This window comes from Streptomyces sp. LUP47B, assembly GCF_001746295.1.
In the GTDB taxonomy this organism is placed as follows: Bacteria; Actinomycetota; Actinomycetes; order Streptomycetales; family Streptomycetaceae; genus Streptomyces.
Genome location: NZ_MJAH01000006.1, coordinates 873,462 through 891,528, shown reverse-complemented (window position 1 = coordinate 891,528; position 18,067 = coordinate 873,462). Strand labels below are relative to the sequence as shown.

Annotated in this window: 20 protein-coding genes; 10 read left to right on the top strand and 10 right to left on the bottom strand. The window is 71.9% G+C overall.

The window, feature by feature from the left end:
* Positions 1-17: 17 nt before the first annotated feature.
* Positions 18-428 carry an acetyl-CoA synthetase gene (locus tag BFN33_RS22065; RefSeq protein WP_256122820.1) on the bottom strand — a complete coding sequence of 137 codons (411 nt, stop codon included), beginning with the start codon at positions 426-428 and terminating at the stop codon, positions 18-20.
* A gap of 358 nt (positions 429-786) precedes the next feature.
* Between BFN33_RS22065 and BFN33_RS22060 the strand changes: the two genes are divergently transcribed.
* The gene (locus BFN33_RS22060) at positions 787-1,179 is read left to right on the top strand and encodes a molybdopterin-binding protein (protein WP_069761794.1); all 393 of its coding nucleotides are present in this window, start codon (positions 787-789) and stop codon (positions 1,177-1,179) included.
* Positions 1,180-1,196: 17 nt separating this feature from the next.
* On the opposite strand, the gene BFN33_RS22055 is transcribed toward BFN33_RS22060, so the two are convergent.
* Entirely contained in the window at positions 1,197-1,886 is a 690-nt protein-coding gene (locus tag BFN33_RS22055; protein WP_069761904.1) for a M24 family metallopeptidase, read from the bottom strand.
* Positions 1,887-2,099: 213 nt separating this feature from the next.
* Here BFN33_RS22055 and modA point away from each other — a divergent pair, with 213 nt between their 5' ends.
* The 5 genes from modA (at position 2,100) to BFN33_RS50005 (ending at position 6,389) form a co-directional block, all read left to right on the top strand.
* Positions 2,100-2,924, top strand: a complete 825-nt coding sequence (modA, locus tag BFN33_RS22050) for a molybdate ABC transporter substrate-binding protein (RefSeq protein WP_069761793.1) — start codon at positions 2,100-2,102, stop codon at positions 2,922-2,924.
* Positions 2,921-3,784, top strand: coding sequence for a molybdate ABC transporter permease subunit (gene modB / locus BFN33_RS22045; protein ID WP_069761792.1), 864 nt, complete (start codon positions 2,921-2,923; stop codon positions 3,782-3,784). The genes modA and modB overlap by 4 nt, the downstream gene beginning before the upstream one ends.
* A complete protein-coding gene (locus tag BFN33_RS52680; protein ID WP_141757980.1) occupies positions 3,781-4,827 on the top strand; it encodes a hypothetical protein in 1,047 nt (348 codons plus the stop codon). Before modB ends, BFN33_RS52680 begins: the two co-directional genes overlap by 4 nt.
* Entirely contained in the window at positions 4,824-5,915 is a 1,092-nt protein-coding gene (locus BFN33_RS22040; RefSeq protein ID WP_069761791.1) for an ABC transporter ATP-binding protein, read from the top strand. The genes BFN33_RS52680 and BFN33_RS22040 overlap by 4 nt, the downstream gene beginning before the upstream one ends.
* 267 nt (positions 5,916-6,182) lie before the next feature.
* Entirely contained in the window at positions 6,183-6,389 is a 207-nt protein-coding gene (locus BFN33_RS50005; RefSeq protein ID WP_088245371.1) for a hypothetical protein, read from the top strand.
* Between the two features lie 45 nt (positions 6,390-6,434).
* Here BFN33_RS50005 and BFN33_RS22035 read toward each other — a convergent pair whose 3' ends face one another.
* Positions 6,435-6,893: a DUF6299 family protein gene (locus tag BFN33_RS22035; protein ID WP_069761790.1), complete on the bottom strand. Its 459-nt coding sequence runs from the start codon at positions 6,891-6,893 to the stop codon at positions 6,435-6,437.
* Between the two features lie 241 nt (positions 6,894-7,134).
* On the opposite strand from BFN33_RS22035, the gene BFN33_RS22030 reads away from it, so the two are divergent.
* Positions 7,135-7,329: a DUF5999 family protein gene (locus tag BFN33_RS22030; RefSeq protein WP_069761789.1), complete on the top strand. Its 195-nt coding sequence runs from the start codon at positions 7,135-7,137 to the stop codon at positions 7,327-7,329.
* On the opposite strand, the gene BFN33_RS22025 is transcribed toward BFN33_RS22030, so the two are convergent.
* Genes BFN33_RS22025 through BFN33_RS22015 form a run of 3 tightly spaced genes read right to left on the bottom strand, consistent with a single transcriptional unit; the run spans position 7,330 to position 9,241 of the window.
* A complete protein-coding gene (locus tag BFN33_RS22025; protein ID WP_069761788.1) occupies positions 7,330-7,644 on the bottom strand; it encodes a hypothetical protein in 315 nt (104 codons plus the stop codon).
* 38 nt (positions 7,645-7,682) lie between these two features.
* The gene (locus tag BFN33_RS22020) at positions 7,683-8,081 is read right to left on the bottom strand and encodes a RidA family protein (protein ID WP_069761787.1); all 399 of its coding nucleotides are present in this window, start codon (positions 8,079-8,081) and stop codon (positions 7,683-7,685) included.
* Complete coding sequence (locus BFN33_RS22015) at positions 8,078-9,241, bottom strand: acyl-CoA dehydrogenase family protein (RefSeq protein ID WP_069761786.1); 1,164 nt, start codon at positions 9,239-9,241, stop codon at positions 8,078-8,080. Before BFN33_RS22015 ends, BFN33_RS22020 begins: the two co-directional genes overlap by 4 nt.
* Positions 9,242-9,376: 135 nt before the next feature.
* On the opposite strand from BFN33_RS22015, the gene BFN33_RS22010 reads away from it, so the two are divergent.
* Positions 9,377-10,969 (top strand): AMP-binding protein, encoded by a 1,593-nt coding sequence (locus tag BFN33_RS22010; RefSeq protein ID WP_069761785.1) that lies wholly within the window; start codon positions 9,377-9,379, stop codon positions 10,967-10,969.
* Between the two features lie 15 nt (positions 10,970-10,984).
* Positions 10,985-11,797, top strand: coding sequence for a PaaX family transcriptional regulator C-terminal domain-containing protein (locus BFN33_RS22005; protein ID WP_069761784.1), 813 nt, complete (start codon positions 10,985-10,987; stop codon positions 11,795-11,797).
* A 33-nt stretch (positions 11,798-11,830) separates the two neighbouring features.
* Here BFN33_RS22005 and BFN33_RS22000 read toward each other — a convergent pair whose 3' ends face one another.
* Both BFN33_RS22000 and BFN33_RS21995 read right to left on the bottom strand, forming a co-directional pair.
* Entirely contained in the window at positions 11,831-14,107 is a 2,277-nt protein-coding gene (locus BFN33_RS22000) for a bifunctional salicylyl-CoA 5-hydroxylase/oxidoreductase (RefSeq protein ID WP_069761783.1), read from the bottom strand.
* A gap of 2 nt (positions 14,108-14,109) precedes the next feature.
* Positions 14,110-14,937: an enoyl-CoA hydratase family protein gene (locus BFN33_RS21995; protein ID WP_069761782.1), complete on the bottom strand. Its 828-nt coding sequence runs from the start codon at positions 14,935-14,937 to the stop codon at positions 14,110-14,112.
* A gap of 321 nt (positions 14,938-15,258) precedes the next feature.
* On the opposite strand from BFN33_RS21995, the gene BFN33_RS21990 reads away from it, so the two are divergent.
* Positions 15,259-15,711, top strand: a complete 453-nt coding sequence (locus BFN33_RS21990) for an ATP-binding protein (RefSeq protein ID WP_069761781.1) — start codon at positions 15,259-15,261, stop codon at positions 15,709-15,711.
* A 3-nt stretch (positions 15,712-15,714) separates the two neighbouring features.
* On the opposite strand, the gene argF is transcribed toward BFN33_RS21990, so the two are convergent.
* Both argF and BFN33_RS21980 read right to left on the bottom strand, forming a co-directional pair.
* A complete protein-coding gene (gene argF / locus BFN33_RS21985) occupies positions 15,715-16,722 on the bottom strand; it encodes an ornithine carbamoyltransferase (protein ID WP_069761780.1) in 1,008 nt (335 codons plus the stop codon).
* A gap of 116 nt (positions 16,723-16,838) precedes the next feature.
* The gene (locus BFN33_RS21980; protein ID WP_069761779.1) at positions 16,839-18,062 is read right to left on the bottom strand and encodes an arginine deiminase; all 1,224 of its coding nucleotides are present in this window, start codon (positions 18,060-18,062) and stop codon (positions 16,839-16,841) included.
* Positions 18,063-18,067: the final 5 nt, after the last annotated feature.

The window sequence follows — 18,067 nt, the reverse complement described above, 5'->3', positions numbered from 1 at the left end:
GGCCCCGGCTTCCGGGGTCACCCCTTCGTCGGGTACGGCAGCACGTCCACATGCAGCGTGAAGGCGACCCGCGCCGCGCCCGCCACGTCCGGCGCCTTCGCCCGCGCGGTGACCTCGGCGGTACCGCCCCTGGTGCCGGCGCACCGCAGCGAGGCGCGGGCCGTGCCGTCCGCGTCCACCCGCCAGCCGGACGCGAGGACGAAGACCGGCGCGGAACTCCGTACGGCCGTCCAACGCCTGTCGTCCGCCCGGGGCCGCAGGACGAGGGACACGACGGCTCCCGGCCGCAGGCACAGCCGCTGGACCACCGGGTCATCGGGGCTGAAGAGGACCTCCGTGCGCCCGGAGACACAGCTCGCCGCCGACGGAGACGGCACGCCGGCCGAGCCGGACGGGTGCTCGGACGGGCTCCCTCCGGTCGGACTCACGGACGAGGACGGGGTCGGAGACGGGGACGGAACGGCGGAGGCGCGAGTCGACGCACCCCCCGACGGCTCTGTCGCACCACCGCTCCCTCCCGAAGGCCCGGACGGCCCTCCCGCCGACGTACCGCACGCCACCAGGACGGCCACCCCGGCTGCCGCCCACACTCCGGCCCAGCATCGCATTCCGGCACCTCCAGGCCCGCGTACGGACACCAGCATGCCTCTTCGACGCGGATCCGGGCCCGCTCGTTCCAGGACCTCGGTCGCCTCGCGGACGCGGATGCCTGCCTGCTCGACGGCATCGTCGAACGGCAGCCGATCGGGGCAGCCCCGCCGGTGTTGATCGCCTATCTTGGCGCGTATGCAGTCCTACACGATCGGCCAGGCGGCGCGTCTGCTCGGAGTGAGCCCGGACACCGCGCGGCGGTGGGCCGACGCCGGCCGGGTGGCCACCCACCGGGACGAGACCGGGCGACGCCTCATCGACGGGAAGGACCTGGCCGCGTTCTCGGTGGAGTTGGCCAAGAGCGAGGGCGACGAGGAGACCTCGTACACCTCGGTCCGCAATGCCTTTCCCGGCATCGTCACGGCCGTGAAGCTGGGCGATGTCGCGGCCCAGGTGGAGATCCAGGCAGGCCCGCACCGCCTGGTGTCACTGCTGACGCGGGAGGCCGTGGAGGAACTCGGGCTGGAGGTCGGGGTGGAGGCCACGGCCCGCGTGAAGTCGACGAACGTGCACATCGACCGCACCTGAGCGGGAGTCGTGCGGGGTCAGAGGGTGAGCAGTTCCTCGTGGAAGCCGCCGAACCGCCGTTCCGTGTCGACCAGATGGATCTCCAGGATCCAGTGGCCGCGCCGTCCGGCCTTGTCCGTACGGCGCAGTGGGGTGCCGTTGGCGGGCGTGATGTACGACTCCGCGTCGGCGCCGTCGATCCACTCGTGCGGGAACTCGCCGACCAGGTGGCCCGCGTGCCAACCGCCCAGTGCCCAGCCGGACTCGGCGGCCAGCCGCTCGATCTCGGCGTACAGCCGTGCGCCGGTGATGTCCGGTTCGGCCTCGAAGCGGCTCCGGCCCGCGGCGAAGATCTTCGGCAGATCGTCGCGGAGGCGGTGCTTGACCGGGTCGTCGCCGAGGACGAAGGTCCGGCCGAAGTCGGCCTCGTACTCCTCGAAGATCGGGCCGAAGTCGGCGAAGACGATGTCGTCCGTGCCGATCACCCGGTCCGGCGGGTTCTCCCGGTACGGCTCGAGCGTGTTCGCTCCGGAGCGCACGATCCGCTTGTGCCAGTGCCGGGTGGTGCCGAACAACTCGTTCGCCAGGTCCCGGATCCGGTCGCTGACCGCCCGCTCCCCCTCCCCCGGCGCCACCAGCCCGCGCTCCTCGATCTCCGCGAAGAGCCGAACGGCCTTCGCCTGAGCGTCCAGCAGCCTTGCCGCGCGCGTGGATTCGTCATCCGCCATGGAGGCGAACGTAATCACCGGGATCATCCCCGGCAAACGGAATTACCGCACCCCGTACGAACGCACATGCCACCCTGATCAATCATGGTCCAAGCTCATGCGAAGCGACAGGGGACTTTCACCTCGCATCTGCGCCAGTATTGTGGATCCTGGACGGTCCGCCGGGACCGCAGGTGAAGGTGTCCGTCAGGACCCAGAGGGAGTGGACCCGTGATGACCCGTACCGCACGTCGGAACCGCCGGAGCCTGCAGGTGACCGGGGCAGGGGCCGCCGCGCTGCTGGCCCTCAGCGCCTGCTCGTCGTCCGACTCGGACTCCTCGTCCACGACGTCGGGCTCCTCCGCGTCCGCCTCGGACAAGCTCTCCGGCACGGTGACCGTCTTCGCCGCGGCCTCGCTCAAGGAGAGCTTCACGACGCTGGGCGAGCAGTTCGAGCGGGCCCACCCCGGCACGAAGGTGACCTTCAGCTTCGGCGGCAGCGACTCCCTGGCCGCGAGCATCACCGGCGGCGCCCCGGCGGACGTGTTCGCCTCGGCCAGCCCCAAGACGATGAAGATCGTCACGGACGCCGGGGACGCCTCCGGCACGCCCGCCACCTTCGTGCGCAACCAGCTGGAGATCGCCACCCTGCCCGGCAATCCGGACAAGGTCGCCTCGCTGAAGGACCTCACGAACCCGGACCTGAAGGTCGTGCTGTGCGACAAGGAGGTGCCCTGCGGCGCCGCCGCGCAGAAGGCCCTCGACGCGAGCAGCCTGAAGCTCACGCCGGTCTCCTACGAGCAGGACGTCAAGGCCGCGCTGACGAAGGTCGAGCTGAAGGAGGCCGACGCGGCCGTCGTCTACAAGACCGATGTGCACGCCGCGGGTGACAAGGTGGGGGGCGTGGAGTTCCCCGAGTCCGCCGACGCCGTCAACGACTACCCGATCACCCTGCTCAAGGACGCGCAGAACACCGACGCCGCCAAGGCGTTCATCGCACTGGTGCGGTCCGCCGAGGGCCAGAAGGTCCTGACCGGAGCCGGGTTCCTGAAGCCGTGACCCGCGCAGACCCGTCCGAGGCCGCGACCGAGACCCTCCGGGGCGGGCCGCGGCGCAGGCGTGTCCGGACGGGTGCGGTCGGCCGCGGGGTGCCGCTGCCGCTGCTCGTACCGGCGCTGATCGGTCTGGCGTTCCTGATCGTGCCGCTGGTCGCGCTTCTGGTACGGGCGCCCTGGCGCAGCATGCCCGAGCAGCTGACCAGCACCGATGTGTGGCAGGCGCTTCAGCTGTCCCTGGTCTGCGCCACGGCCGCCACCGCGGTGAGCCTGGTCCTCGGGGTTCCGCTGGCCTGGCTGCTCGCCCGCGTGGAGTTCCCCGGCCGCGGCCTGGTCCGGGCCCTGGTGACCCTGCCGCTCGTCCTGCCGCCGGTCGTCGGCGGTGTCGCGCTGCTCATGGCACTGGGCCGCAACGGGGTCGTGGGCAAGTGGCTCGACGCCTGGTTCGGGATCACGCTCCCCTTCACCACGGCCGGGGTCGTGGTCGCCGAGGCGTTCGTCGCGATGCCGTTCCTCGTCATCAGCGTGGAGGGCACCCTGCGGGCCGCCGACCCGCGGTACGAGGAGGCGGCGACGACCCTGGGCGCCTCCCGCTTCACCGCGTTCCGCCGGGTCACACTGCCGCTGATCGCACCGGGCATCGCTGCGGGGGCGGTACTGGCCTGGGCGCGGGCGCTGGGCGAGTTCGGCGCGACGATCACTTTCGCGGGCAACTTCCCGGGCCGTACCCAGACCATGCCGCTCGCCGTCTACCTCGCCCTCCAGAGCGACCCGGAGGCGGCCGTAGCCCTCAGCCTGGTCCTCCTGGCCGTGTCCGTGGCGGTGCTTGCGGGGCTGCGCGATCGATGGATGACGGCGGGATGAGCGGTATGGGTGGGGGCGAGGCGGGCGGGGTCGGTGGCGGCGAGGCCTACCCGGTCGGTGGTGGCTCGACTGCGGGGATCAGTGACGGCGGGACGGCCGGGATCGGTGACGGCTGGACGGCCGGGATCGGTGGTGGCGGGCCTGCGGGGGTCGGTGAGGTCGGGACGGCCGGGGCCGGTGGTGSCTGGACTGCGGGGGTCAGTGACGGCGAGGCGGGCGGGGTCAGTGGTGGCGAGGCGGGCCGGGTCGGTGGCGGCGAGGCCTACCCGGTCGGTGGTGGCTCGCCTGCGGGGATCAGTGAAGGCGGGACGGCCGGGGTCGGTGACGACTGGACGGCCGGGATCGGTGGTGGCGGGCCTGCGGGGGTCGGTGAGGTCGGGACGGCCGGGGCCGGTGGTGGCTGGACTGCGGGGGTCAGTGACGGCGAGGCGGGCCGGGTCGGTGGCGGCGAGGCCTACCCGGTCGGTGGTGGCTCGACTGCGGGGATCAGTGACGGCGAGGCGGGCGGGGCCGGTGGTGGCTGGACTGCGGGGATCAGTGACGGCGAGGCCGGCGGGGTCAGTGGTGGCGAGGCGGGCCGGGTCGGTGGCGGCGAGGCCTACCCGGTCGGTGGTGGCTCGCCTGCGGGGATCAGTGACGGCGGGACGGCCGAGGCCGGTGGTGGCGGGCCTGCCAGGGCCGGTGACGGCGGGACGGCCAAGGCCGGTGGTGGCGGGCCTGCCGGGATCGGTGACGGCGGGACGGCCAAGGCCGGTGGTGGCGGGCCTGCCAGGGCCGGTGACGGCGGGACGGCCAAGGCCGGTGGTGGCGGGCCTGCCCGGATCGGTGACGGCGGGACGGCCAAGGCCGGTGGTGGCGGGCCTGCCCGGATCGGTGACGGCGGGACGGCCAAGGCCGGTGACAGCCGGACTGCCGAGGCCGGTGACGGGAGGGTCTTCGGCGGAGCGGGCCGGCGGTCGAGGCCGGTGACAGCGGGGACCAGTGACAGCCGAGCGGCGGGAGCCGAGGCGCCCGGTCGACGGGGAGCGGAGCGCGCCCGATGATCGAGAAGACGCAAGCCGCCGCCCCCGGCAGCCGCCCCGACACCGCCCCCGACGGTCTAGACGCCCGTCTCGTCGTGGACCGCGGCGCCTTCCGCCTGGACGTCTCGCTCACCGTCGCTCCCGGCGAAGTGGTCGCCCTCCTCGGTCCGAACGGTGCCGGCAAGACCACCGCCCTGCGCGCACTAGCCGGTCTGACCCCGCTCACCGACGGTCATCTACGCCTGGACGGCGTCGCGTTGGAGCGCACGCCGCCGGAATCCCGTCCCGTCGGCGTCGTCTTCCAGGACTATCTGCTCTTCCCGCATCTCACCGCCCTCGACAACGTCGCGTTCGGCCCGCGCTGTCAGGGCGCGACCAAGGCGGAGGCCCGTGCGCGGGCCGCCGCGTGGCTGGAGCGCATGGGTCTCGCCGCCCACGCGGGCGCCAAGCCGCGCAAGTTGTCCGGCGGCCAGGCCCAACGCGTGGCCCTCGCACGCGCGTTGGCGACCCACCCCCGGCTGCTGCTCCTCGACGAGCCCCTGGCCGCCCTCGACGCCCGCACCCGACTCGAGGTCCGTGCCCAACTGCGGCGCCATCTCGCGGAGTTCGAGGCCGTCGCCGTACTCGTCACGCACGACCCGCTGGACGCCATGGTCCTCGCCGACCGTCTCGTGGTCGTCGAGCACGGCGAGGTCGTCCAGGAAGGCGCCCCGTCCCACATCGCCCGCCACCCGCGCACCGACTACATCGCCCAGCTGGTCGGCCTGAACCTCTACCGGGGGGAGGCCGACGGTCACACGGTCCGCCTCGATGCCGGGCCCGCGCTCACCACCACGGACGACCTCTTCGGGCCCGTGTTCGTCGCCTTCCCGCCGAGCGCCGTGACCCTCTACCGTGAACCGCCCGCCGGCTCCAGCGCCCGCAACCACTGGCGCTGCGAGGTGGCCGGCCTGGAGACCCACGGCGACCAGATCCGCGCCGACCTCACCGGCGAGCTCCCGCTCGCAGCGGACCTCACCACGGTTGCCGCGGCGGAACTCGACCTCCACCCGGGCGCGGAGGTGTGGGCGGCGGTGAAGGCGGCGCAGACACACGCGTATCCCGTCTGAGACGGCTCTCCGCGATCCGAGCCCCCGACTCGCGGGTGATCCCACGCTGCGGGCGCTCCCGGTGAGAAGAACCGGCCCGCTTGGACGCATCACGTCCCTGTGAACACCCGGAACACGCGATCGGCCCCTTCACCCGAACGGCCCCCCTGACAGGCTGCCCGGCCCGCCCGTTCCTAGCGTGAGGGCATGCGGCCCGCGCCCGGCCGCGGCACCGCAGGAGGAGCAGACCATGGCCCCGGCCCCCCTCGAAGACACCTCGGTCGTGCGATGACGGCCGCGGACCCCACCCCCGCGCTGCGCTGCGCGAGCCGGTACTCCGGCCCGCGGGACGGCGAGGAGTGCGGGGCCCGCGCCCGATTCGAGATCTCCCGTCATGCGCGGCCACCGCTGCTCGTGTGTCCTCAACACCTGGGCCCCGCACTGCTGTTGGCCGACGGTGTGCTGTGGCCTCCGGAGATCAGACTGGTGCGGTGAGCTGCCGACGGGTGAGCGGGTCCCGCCGGCGCACCCGGGCCGCGCTCAGCTCTTCGTCAACGTGATGTCCTGCTGCGCGGCCGCGTGGAAACGGGGCAGCGGCAGGCCGCCTACGGGGCTGAGTTCCATGAGGGTGGCCTCGACGTGGGCCTGGCCCGGCTCCAGGTCCTCGGAGCCGGGCCGGCCGGTGTTCACCCAGCTGTGCTCCACACCGTCGCACACCGCGCGGGTGCCGCCGATGCTCTGCCGGACCAACGGGGAGCTCTGGCTCACGGAGGAGCTCACGAACACGGGACCCGTACTGTCAGTGCAGCGGTAGGTGCCTGACAGGGTCACGGTGCCGTCCTCGGCGATACGGCCGACGGGGCCGACGGTGACGGCGTCGGAGGTCCCGGCACTCGCGGGCAGCGCCGGGGCGGCCAGCAGGAACAGCGCGGCACCGACAGCGGTGGCGAGGGCGGAGCGCAGGAGCGGGGGGCGGACGAGCTGGGGACGGACGGACATGGTGTGTCTCCCGGTCGAGTGGAATGGGGGCCTCCACTGCTACCGGGAACACACGCCGACAGCCGTGATCGTCACTCCTTTGGTGGCGAGTCCGCACCGAGCGTCGTGGAACCGTCCGAGAGTTGTCCGCGTGTTGTCACGCTTCACGCTGGGCCGTTCCGATGAGTTCGCGACGGGAGCATGGTCTACCCATACGGATACGGACCCCATGGGGACGGTCCCACCAATGTGGAGGTGCGCCATGTGTTCTCACCAGTCTTCGTGCGCTTCGTCCGACAGCACCACCCCGCACATCGTCGCGGCCCACCCGGAGCAGGGCTGGAATCTGCTGTGCAACGGCGCGATCGTCTTCGACGACAGCGGCGAGCTGCTGCCCGACGGCCGGATCGTCGCGCCGCACCGGGTACCGGCCGGACAGCTGGCCGTCGCCGCCTGATCACCACCCCGCGGTGAACTCCCGCGACGCGGAGGCATCGCGCTGCGGCTGGTCCTCGGCGATGAGCTCCCGCGAGCCCTCGGCCCGCAGGAGCCGCCCCTCCGTCTCCCGGATGCACGCCCCCGCGACGCCGTAAACCCCGCCGGGTCGCGACGTCCGCCCGCAGCGGCCGCGGCCCGCCCAAGCCCAGCGCAGCCCACCGTCGACGATCTCGTCCGGCACCGGCCGCCCAGTGCCCCGGCGGATCCCGGCCGGCGGTCCGAGCAGCGGCTTCGGCCCCGGCATCGGCATCGGCATCGGCACCACGAACGCCACCCCGAGCAACGTCCCGGCCGGCCCCCGTGCGGGGCGCGCTAGGGCAGCACCGCGAACCCGTCGAGCTCCACCGCCGCCTGGTCGTCCCACAGCCGTACGACCTCCACGACCGCCATCGCGGGGTAGTCCCGGCCCGCCGACTCCCGCCAGATGCGGCCCAGTTCGGGGGCGTGGGCGCGGTAGGCGGCGATGTCGGTGGCGTAGACGGTGACGCGGGCGAGGTCGGACGGAGTGCCACCGGCGGCCGTCAGGGCGGTGAGGAGGTTGTCGAGCGCCTTCTCGAACTGCTCCGGCAGGGATTCCCCCACCACCTTGCCGTCGGCGTCGAGAGCGGTCTGCCCCGCGAGGAAGACCAACCGGGACCCGGTGGCGACGACCGCGTGCGAGAAGCCGGTGGGCGGGGACAGTTCGGGTGGGTTGATGCGCTCGGCGGTCATGAAGCCTCCATCGTCTCTACGGCTTCCAAGGCCTTCACGGTCGCCGGTTCCGCGTACAACTCCTTGGCGATGATGCCCCGTTGCACCTCGCTCGCCCCTTCGTAGACGCGCGGGGCGCGCACCTCCCGGTACAGGTGCTCCAGCAGATGACCGCGTCGCAGTGCGCGTGCGCCGTGCAACTGGACCGCGCTGTCGACGACGTACTGCGCGGTCTCGGTCGCGAGCAGCTTCGCCATCGCCGCGCGCTTGGGCACGTCCGGGGCGCCTTCGTCGTACGCCGTCGCCGCCGCGTACACCATGAGGCGGGCCGCGTCCGTGCGCAGGGCCATCTCGGCGACCGTGTGCCCGACGCTCTGCAGGTCCCTCAGCTTGCCGCCGAAGGCGTCCCGTCGGGAGGTGTGCGCGAGTGTCGCGTCCAGCGCCGCCTGCGCCATGCCGACGGCGAAGGCGCCGACACTGGGCCGGAAGAGGTTGAGGGTGCCCATGGCGACCCGGAAGCCGCGGTCCACCTCCCCGAGGACGTCGTCGGCGTTCACCGGCACGGCGTCGAAGGCGAGGGCGCCGATGGGGTGCGGGGAGAGCATGTCGAGGCCGGTACCGCTGAGCCCCGGCCGGTCCGCGGGCACGAGAAAGGCGGTCACTCCCCGGGCGCCGGCGTCGTGGGTGGTCCGCGCGAAGACGGTGTAGAAGTCGGCCTCGGGGGCGTTGGAGATCCAGCACTTCTCCCCGGTGAGCCGCCAGCGGGAGGGGCCGTCGGGGACGGCGGACAAGGAGAGCGCCGCCGCGTCCGACCCCGCCCCCGGCTCGCTCAGCGCGAACGCGGCCACCGCGCTGCCGTCGCTCACCGCCGGCAGCCAACGCTCCCGCTGGGCCGGAGTGCCGTACGCGTGGACGGGGTGGGCGCCGAGGCCCTGGAGGGCGAGGGCCGTCTCCGCCTCCGTGCAGGCGTACGCGAGGGACTCCCGCATCAGGCACAGATCCAGTGCGCCTGAGGTGAACAGACGCTCCAGGAGGCCCAGTCGGCCTAGCTCGGCGACCAGTGGACGGTTCACGCGGCCCGGCTCGCCCTTCTCCGCGAGCGGGTGCAGCCGTTCCGCGGCGAGGGTGCGCAGCTCCGCACACCGGGCGGTCTGGGACGGTTCGAGCGAGAATGCGGGCATTGCCGGTCCCCTCTCTCGACAGGGCCCTACGACAGTATCGCGCGGCGTTGACTGTCGTCACCAACACGATACGCTCCTTGTGCGAGCCCACCATCGACGCCCACAAGGCGGCCCACGGCAAGGGGGCGACCCGCCATGAACGTCTCGGCCCACGTCGACACCTTCGCGCGCGACCACCTCCCGCCCCCCGACCAGTGGCCGGAGCTCCGTTTCGACCTTCCGGGGCTGCGCTACCCCGATCGGCTGAACTGCGCCGCCGAGCTGCTGGCGGGCCCACCCGACGACCGCCCGGTGTTCCACACCCCGGCCGGGGACACATGGACGTACGGCACACTCCGTGCCCGCGTCGACCGGCTCGCGCATCTCCTCACCGGCGACCTCGGGGTCGTCCCCGGCAACCGGGTCCTGCTGCGCGGCCCGACCACACCCTGGCTCGCGGCCTGCTGGCTGGCGGTGCTGAAGGCGGGCGCGGTCGCCGTGACGGTGCTGGCCCAGCAGCGGCCTCACGAGCTGGCCACGATGTGCGGGATCGCGCGCATAGAGCACGCCCTGTGCGACATCCGCGCCGTCGACGATCTCGCCAAGGCCGAGATACCGGGGCTCAGCATCACGACGTACGGGGGCGACGCCCCCGACGACCTCCTGAACCGCGAGGCGCCCGGGATGCCGTACCCCGCAGTGGCGACCGCGGCCGACGACGTGGCGCTGATCGCTTTCACCTCCGGGACCACGGGGCGGCCCAAGGGCTGTATGCACTTCCACCGGGATGTGCTCGCGATAGCCGACACCTTTTCCAAGCATGTGCTCAAGCCACATGTGGACGATGTGTTCGCGGGCAGTCCCCCGCTCGGTTTCACCTTTGGACTCGGCGGCCTGGTGATCTTCCCGATGCGCGCGGGCGCCAGCTCGCTCCTGCTGGAACAGGCCGGTCCCCAGCAGCTGTTGCCGGCCATCGCCGAGCACCGGGTCTCGGTCCTGTTCACCGCCCCCACCGCCTACCGCGCGATGCTCGGCGAACTCGACGCGTACGACTTCTCGTCGCTGCGCCGCTGTGTCTCCGCGGGTGAGAACCTGCCCGCCGCCACCTGGCGGGCCTGGCAGGAGCGGACCGGGCTGGGCATCGTCAACGGCATCGGCGCCACCGAGCTGCTGCACATCTTCATCTCCGCCGCCGACGAGCACATCCGGCCCGGGACGACCGGGGTGCCCGTACCCGGATGGCACGCGCGCGTGGTCGACGAGGAGGGTCGGGAGAGGCCCGACGGCGCGCCCGGCCTGCTCGCCGTGCGCGGTCCCGTCGGCTGCCGCTACCTCGCCGATCCCCGGCAGTCGGAATACGTACGGGACGGCTGGAACATCACCGGCGACACATACATCCGCGAGAAGGACGGGTACTTCCGCTATGTGGCCCGCGCGGACGACATGATCATCTCCGCCGGGTACAACATCGCCGGACCGGAGGTCGAGGACGCCCTGCTGCGGCATCCGGACGTGGTCGAGGCGGCCGTCGTGGGGCGGGCCGACGAGGCACGCGGTCAGGTGGTCGTGGCCTTCGCCGTCGTCAAGGAGGGCGCCGAGCGGGACGCCGAGGCGCTGCGCGCATACGTCAAGTCCGAACTGGCACCCTACAAATGCCCGCGCGAGATCGTCTTCCTGGACGCGCTCCCGCGCACGGCAACCGGCAAACTCCAGCGGTTCAGGCTACGCACCGATGGTGACCAGCAGTGATCCACACGAACTAAGATGATCAACGTGTCCGACCAGCATGCACCACGGTCTCTCATCGTCACGCTCTACGGAGCCTACGGCCGCTTCATGCCGGGCCCCGTGCCCGTCGCCGAGCTGATCCGGCTGCTGGCCGCGGTCGGTGTGGACGCCCCCTCCGTGCGCTCGTCGGTGTCCCGCCTCAAGCGGCGCGGCCTGCTGCTGCCGGCCCGCACGGCACAGGGCTCGGCCGGGTACGAACTGTCGCCCGAGGCCCGTCAGCTGCTCGACGACGGCGACCGGCGCATCTACGCGGTGACCCCGCCCGAGGACGAGGGCTGGGTGCTCGCGGTGTTCTCGGTGCCGGAGTCGGAGCGGCAGAAGCGGCACGTGCTGCGTTCCCGGCTGGCCGCACTGGGCTTCGGCACGGCGGCCCCCGGGGTGTGGATCGCCCCGGCGCGCCTGTACGAGGAGGCCCGGCACACCCTCCAGCGGCTGCGGCTCGACCCGTACGTCGACTTCTTCCGCGGCGAGCACCTCGGCTTCGCCGCGACCGTCGAGGCGGTGTCCCGCTGGTGGGACCTGGCCGCGATCGCCAAGGAACACGAAGCCTTCCTCGACCGCCACGCGCGCGTGCTGCGCGACTGGGAGGACCGGGCCGACACCCCGCCCGAGGAGGCCTACCGCGACTACCTGCTCGCCCTCGACTCCTGGCGCCATCTCCCCTACGCCGACCCCGGCCTGCCCGCCCCGCTGCTCCCGGAGGACTGGCCGGGCCGGCGGGCGGCGGCGGTGTTCCAAGGCCTGCACGAACGGCTGCGGGACGCGGGCGCCGGCTTCGCCGGTCTGTGACCCCAGGCACCGGACGTCAGCCCCAAACAGCCCTCAAGTGCCCAGTGTGAGCCGGGGCTTGGGGGCATCGGTGCGTCCGGTCTGCGGTCGGCGGCTGCCCGCGCGGTACGGGTCCGGCCAGACGACGCCGGGACCGTCGTACCCCTGCTCGACGGCCGCGTGCAGGGTCCAGTGCGGGTCGTAGAGATGCGGGCGGGCCAGCGCGCACAGGTCCGTACGCCCGGCCAGGATCAGTGAGTTGACGTCGTCCCAGGAGGAGATGGCGCCGACCGCGATCACCGGGACACCGATCTCGTGGCGGATCCGGTCGGCGTACGGCGTCTGGTAGGACCGCCCGTGGTCCGGGTGCTCCTCGGCCACGACCTGCCCGGTCGACACGTCGATCGCGTCGGCGCCGTGCGCGGCGAAGGCGCGGGCGATCTCGACGGCGTCCTCGGCCGTGTTGCCGCCCTCGGCCCAGTCGGTGGCGGAGACACGGACGGTCATGGGCCGTTCCTGCGGCCACACTCCCCTGATGGCGTCGAAGACTTCGAGCGGGAAGCGCAGGCGCTTCGCGAGCGAGCCGCCGTAGGCGTCCGTGCGCCGGTTGGTCAGCGGGGAGAGGAAACCGGAGAGCAGATAGCCGTGCGCGCAGTGCAGTTCGAGGAGGTCGAAGCCGGCCCGGGCGGCACGCCAGGCCGCCGCCGTGAACTGCTCACGGATGTCGGTCAGTTGGGCACGGCCAAGCTCGCGCGGGGTCTGGTTGAAGGGCTTGTACGGGATCGGGGACGGCGCCACGACCGGCCAGTTGCCCTCCGGCAGCGGCTCGTCGATGCCCTCCCACATCAGCTTGGTCGAGCCCTTGCGACCGCTGTGTCCGAGCTGCACGCCGATCGCGGTGCCCGGCGACCGCGTGTGCACGAACTCGGTGATCCGTTTCCAGGCCGCGGCCTGCCTGCCGTTGTAGAGGCCGGTGCAACCGGGCGTGATGCGTCCCTCGGGCGAGACGCACACCATCTCCGTCATCACCAGCCCGGCGCCGCCGAGGGCCCGGGCGCCCAGGTGGACCAGGTGGAAGTCGCCGGGAATGCCGTCGGTGGCGGAGTACATGTCCATCGGCGACACCACGACCCGGTTGCGCAGGGTCAGACCGCGCAGCCGGAACGGGGTGAACATCGGGGGCGTACCGGGCGCGCAGCCGAACTCGCGTTCCACGGCGCCGGTGAAGCGTGCGTCGCGCAGGCGCAGGTTGTCGTGGGTGACGCGGCGGCTGCGGGTGAGCAGGTTGAAGGCGAACTGGCGGGGCGGCTGGTCGAGGTACAGGCCGAGGTTCTCGAACCACTCCAGGCTGGCGCGGGCGGCGCGCTGCGTGGAGGCGACGACGGGCTTGCGCTCCGCCTCGTAGGCCGCCAACGCCCCTTCCAGTGAAGGCTGTTCCTCCAGGCAGGCGGCCAGGGCGAGGGCGTCCTCGACGGCGAGCTTGGTGCCGGAGCCGATGGAGAAGTGGGCGGTGTGGGCCGCGTCGCCGAGCAGCACGGTGTTGCCGTGCGACCAGTGGTCGTTGACCACCGTGCGGAAGGTGGTCCACGTGGAGTTGTTGGAGCGCAGGGGGCGGCCGCGGAGGGCTTCGGCGAAGATCTTGGCGCAGCTCTCCGTCGACTCCTGCGGGCTGACCTCGTCGAAACCGGCCGCCTTCCAGACCTCCTCGCGCATCTCGACGATCACGGTGGAGGCGTCGGATGCGTAGGGATAGCCGTGGAGTTGCATCACGCCGTGTTCGGTCTCGGCGATCTCGAACCGGAACGCGTCGAAGGGGAAGTCGGCGGCGAGCCAGATGTAGCGGCAGTGGTGCGGGGTCACATGGGGGCCGAACACATGGCTGTGGCGTTCACGTGTCGTGCTGTTGACGCCGTCGGCGGCGATGACGAGGTCGTGCGTCTCCTCAAGGCCGGCCGGGGCCACCGTACGGAAGCGGAGGTCCACGCCGAGAGCGCGGCAGCGGTCGTGCAGTATCCCGAGGAGTCGTCTGCGGCCGAGGGCGGCGAAGCCGTGGCCTGAGGAGGTGTGCCGTACGCCCCGGCGCACGATGTCGATGTCGTCCCAGCGGACGAAGTCGGACTGCATCGCCTCGTAGACCACCGGGTCCGCGTGCTCGATGCCGCCGAGGGTCTCGTCGGAGAGGACCACGCCGAAGCCGAAGGTGTCGTCGGGGGCGTTGCGCTCCCAGACGGTGACCTCGCGCCCGGGGTCGAGGCGCTTCAGCAGGGCTGCCGCGTACAGCCCACCGGGGCCGCCGCCGATGATCGCGATGCGGGGGACGGAGAGGGACATGATCACCGTCCCTGCCACTTCGGCTGCCGCTTCTCCGTGAACGCCGCGTGGAACTCCCGGTAGTCCTCGCCGTTCATCAGGAGGGCCTGCGTCGAGGCGTCCAGTTCCACGGAAGCGGCCAACGGCATGTCCAGCTCCGCCGTCAGCAGCGCCTTGGTCTGGGCGTACGCCAGTGCCGGGCCCTCCGCCAGACGCCGGGCCAGGCGCGCGGCGGCCTCGTCCGCGCCGCCGTCCTCGGTCAGTTCGCTGATCAGGCCGATGCGCTCGGCCTCGGGAGCGCGGACCGGTTCGCCGAGCATGAGGAGCCGGGTGGCATGGCCGAGGCCGACCACGCGAGGCAGCAGATAGGCCGCGCCCATGTCTCCGCCGGACAGGCCGACCCGGGTGAAGAGGAAGGCGAAGCGGGTGGAGGGGTCCGCCACCCGGAAGTCGGCCGCCAGGGCGAGGACCGCGCCCGCGCCCGCCGCCACCCCGTGCACCGCCGCGATCACCGGGAACGGACACTCCCGTACGGCCCGCACCACCTGGCCCGTCATCCGGTTGAAGTCGAGGAGCTGGGCGGTGTCCATGGCGAGGGTCGCGCCGATGATCTCGTCGACGTCACCGCCGGAGCAGAAGCCGCGGCCCTCGCCGGCCAGGACCAGGGCGCGGACGGACCGCTCGTGCGACAGTTCGGCGAGCAGGTCGCGCAGGTCGGCGTAGGCGCCGAAGGTGAGCGCGTTGAGTTTCTCGGGGCGGGCGAGGGTGACGGTGGCGACCCCGTCGGCGAGGTCGACGCGCAGGTGCCGCCAGTCGGAGGTGCGGGCGGCGGAGCCGGTGAAGGGACTCATGGCGTGCGGCCTCCTCGTGCTCGGACGAAGTGCGAGTGGCGAGGTTCCGGGCGCATCCAGGTGCGCTCTCCCTCGAAGCTATCACCCCTCTTTGACTGTCGTCACGAGTGCGCGATAAAGGCATCCGGAAGTGACCTGGCGGGGTCACATCCGTCACGGTTCGCCGACAGACCGGCAACGGCGGGATCAGCGGCGGGAGGCAAGCCGTTGCTACGGGTAAGCCGCCTGCCAACGGGGCCGAAGGTCCCCCACGGCGCCCGCCGGACGACTCTGCCGACGGCGCCGTACCATTCATACGGTTGAAAGCAGGACAGCCTGCTCATGAACGGAACCGCCTTGCAAGATCGCCCCCCGGCCTCCGCCTCCTGGCGCATCGCGCTGCCGCATTCCGCCGCGGCCGTGCCCGTGGCGCGCGCTCTGGTCCGCACCGCACTGGCCGAGCTGGAGCACGGGGCGGACTGCGACACCGCGGAGCTGCTGACGGCCGAGCTGGTGGCGAACGCCGTGGAACACACCTCCGGCGACACCCCGATAGAGCTGGTCGTCGAGTTGCTGCCGACCGGCTGCCAGGTGGAGGTGCACGACCCGGACCCGGCGCCCCCGGGCCATCTGACCCAGCCGGACATCAGGGACCCCGATCCCTGGCAGGAGCACGGCCGGGGCCTGCTCCTGATCAGGGCGCTCAGTTCGTCGTGCGGGCACCGCCCGACCGAGACCGGCAAGGCAGTGTGGTTCCGGCTACCGGTGGTGCCGCATCAGTGGCATCCGGCGTGACGCTCAGGCCAGCGTCGCCACCAGGACCGCCTTGATCGTGTGCAGACGGTTCTCCGCCTCGTCGAAGACCACCGAGTGCACCGACTCGAACACCTCGTCCGTGACCTCCAGGGACTCCAGCCCATGAGTCTCGAAGATCTCCTGCCCCACCTTCGTACCGAGGTCGTGGAAGGCGGGCAGACAGTGCAGAAACTTGACGTCCGCGTTCCCCGTGGCCCGCAGCACGTCCGTGGTCACCGCGTACGGCGACAGCGCGGCGATCCGCTCGTCCCACACGTCCTTCGGCTCCCCCATGGAGACCCAGACATCCGTCGCGACGAAGTCCGCGCCCCGCACACCCTCCTCCAGCGACTCGGTGAGGGTGATCCGCGCCCCGCTGTCCACGGCGAGCGCACGCGCCCGCTCGACGACGTCCTGCGCGGGCCAGTAGGCCTTCGGCGCGACGATCCGTACGTCCATCCCCAGCAGCGCGCCGGTGACCAGATACGAGTTGCCCATGTTGAACCGCGCGTCACCGAGGTAGGCGAAGACGATCTCCCGGACCGGCTTCGCGGTGTGCTCGGTCATCGTCAGCACGTCGGCCAGCATCTGCGTGGGGTGCCAGTCGTCGGTGAGCCCGTTGTACACCGGCACCCCGGCGTACGCGGCCAGCTCCTCGACCTTCTGCTGGCTGTCCCCGCGGTACTCGATCCCGTCGTACATACGACCGAGCACGCGCGCGGTGTCCCGTACGGACTCCTTGTGGCCGATCTGCGAGCCGGACGGGTCCAGGTACGTCGTCGAGGCGCCCTGGTCCGCCGCCGCGACCTCGAACGCGCAGCGCGTGCGCGTCGAGGTCTTCTCGAAGATCAGGGCGATGTTCTTCCCGTTCAGGTACCGCGTCTCGGTCCCCGCCTTCTTGGCGGCCTTCAGCTCGGCCGCCAACTCGACCAGCCCGAGGAACTCCTGCTCGGTGAAGTCGAGCTCCTTGAGGAAGTGGCGGCCGGCGAGGGCGGTCGGGACTGTCGCCATGGGGGGCGCTCCAGAGGTGCGTGAACAGACGGACCTTGGAAGTCTATACGACGTTCGGCATTTATATACAGACTGTAGTACGACTATGCGATCGCGCGTTCCATAAAAGATCCCTCCTATACGGCTTCCCGCTCCACCGGACAGCTCATGCAGCGCGGCCCGCCCCTCCCCCGCCCCAGCTCGCTGCCCGGGATCTCTATCACCTCGATGCCCTGCTTGCGCAGATGGGTGTTGGTGGTGGCGTTGCGCTCGTAGGCGACGACGACACCCGGCTCGACGGCGAGGACGTTGCAGCCGTCGTCCCACTGCTCGCGCTCGGCCGCGTGCACGTCCTGGGTGGCGGTCAGCACACGGATCTCGCTCAGCCCGAGCGAGGCGGCGATCGCGCGGTGCATGTGCTCCGACGGGTGGTCGGTGACCTTGAGCTCCTTGTCACCGACGCCCGGTTCGATGGTGTACGACCTGAGCATGCCGAGTCCGGCGTACTGGGTGAAGGTGTCGCCGTCGACCATCGTCATCACGGTGTCGAGATGCATGAAGGCCCGCCGCTTCGGCATGTCGAGGGCCACGATCGACTGCGCGGAGCCCTCGGCGAACAGCTTGTGCGCGAGCATCTCGACGGCCTGGGGGGTGGTGCGCTCGCTCATGCCGATGAGGACGGCGCCGTTGCCGATGACGAGGACGTCCCCGCCCTCGATGGTGGACGGGTAGTCGGCCTGCCCCTGCGACCAGATGTGGAACGTTTCGTCACGGAAGAGCGGATGGTGGCGGTAGATCGCCTCGAAGTGGACCGTCTCACGCTGCCGGGCCGGCCAGCGCATGGCGTTGACGGCGACACCGTCGTATATCCAGGCCGAGGTGTCGCGGGTGAACAGGTGGTTGGGCAGCGGGGCGAGCAGGAAGTCGTCGAGATCCATGACATGGAAGCGCACGGAGGTCGGTTCCGGGTGCGCGGCCAGGAACTCCCGCTTGGTCATTCCGCCGACGAGGGCCTCGGCCAGCTCCGCGGCGGGCAGCGTCTCGAAGGCGGCCCGGAGGTGGTCGGTGGCGAGTGGGCCGTACTCCTTCTCGTCGAAGACGCGGTCCAGGACGAGGGACCGGGCCGCCGGGATCTCCAGGGCCTCGGTGAGCAGGTCGCCGAAGAGATGGACGGCGACCCCGCGGTCGCGCAGCACGTCGGCGAACCCGTCGTGCTCGGCGCGCGCCCGGCGCACCCACAGCACGTCGTCGAAGAGCAGCGCGTCCTTGTTGCTGGGGGTGAGCCTTTTGAGCTCGAGATCCGGCCGGTGCAGGATGACGCGGCGCAGCCGCCCGGTCTCGGAGTCGACATGGAATCCCATGACTC

What these genes read in the sequence shown, in the direction of transcription:
- BFN33_RS22060 (WP_069761794.1), top strand. Translation starts at nt 787, where the DNA reads ATGCAGTCCTACACGATCGGCCAGGCGGCGCGTCTGCTCGGAGTGAGC.
- BFN33_RS22055 (WP_069761904.1), bottom strand. Translation starts at nt 1,886, where the DNA reads ATGGCGGATGACGAATCCACGCGCGCGGCAAGGCTGCTGGACGCTCAG.
- modA (WP_069761793.1), top strand. Translation starts at nt 2,100, where the DNA reads ATGACCCGTACCGCACGTCGGAACCGCCGGAGCCTGCAGGTGACCGGG.
- BFN33_RS22040 (WP_069761791.1), top strand. Translation starts at nt 4,824, where the DNA reads ATGATCGAGAAGACGCAAGCCGCCGCCCCCGGCAGCCGCCCCGACACC.
- BFN33_RS50005 (WP_088245371.1), top strand. Translation starts at nt 6,183, where the DNA reads ATGACGGCCGCGGACCCCACCCCCGCGCTGCGCTGCGCGAGCCGGTAC.
- BFN33_RS22035 (WP_069761790.1), bottom strand. Translation starts at nt 6,893, where the DNA reads ATGTCCGTCCGTCCCCAGCTCGTCCGCCCCCCGCTCCTGCGCTCCGCC.
- BFN33_RS22030 (WP_069761789.1), top strand. Translation starts at nt 7,135, where the DNA reads ATGTGTTCTCACCAGTCTTCGTGCGCTTCGTCCGACAGCACCACCCCG.
- BFN33_RS22020 (WP_069761787.1), bottom strand. Translation starts at nt 8,081, where the DNA reads ATGACCGCCGAGCGCATCAACCCACCCGAACTGTCCCCGCCCACCGGC.
- BFN33_RS22015 (WP_069761786.1), bottom strand. Translation starts at nt 9,241, where the DNA reads ATGCCCGCATTCTCGCTCGAACCGTCCCAGACCGCCCGGTGTGCGGAG.
- BFN33_RS22010 (WP_069761785.1), top strand. Translation starts at nt 9,377, where the DNA reads ATGAACGTCTCGGCCCACGTCGACACCTTCGCGCGCGACCACCTCCCG.
- BFN33_RS22005 (WP_069761784.1), top strand. Translation starts at nt 10,985, where the DNA reads ATGATCAACGTGTCCGACCAGCATGCACCACGGTCTCTCATCGTCACG.
- BFN33_RS22000 (WP_069761783.1), bottom strand. Translation starts at nt 14,107, where the DNA reads ATGTCCCTCTCCGTCCCCCGCATCGCGATCATCGGCGGCGGCCCCGGT.
- BFN33_RS21995 (WP_069761782.1), bottom strand. Translation starts at nt 14,937, where the DNA reads ATGAGTCCCTTCACCGGCTCCGCCGCCCGCACCTCCGACTGGCGGCAC.
- BFN33_RS21990 (WP_069761781.1), top strand. Translation starts at nt 15,259, where the DNA reads ATGAACGGAACCGCCTTGCAAGATCGCCCCCCGGCCTCCGCCTCCTGG.
- argF (WP_069761780.1), bottom strand. Translation starts at nt 16,722, where the DNA reads ATGGCGACAGTCCCGACCGCCCTCGCCGGCCGCCACTTCCTCAAGGAG.
- BFN33_RS21980 (WP_069761779.1), bottom strand. Translation starts at nt 18,062, where the DNA reads ATGGGATTCCATGTCGACTCCGAGACCGGGCGGCTGCGCCGCGTCATC.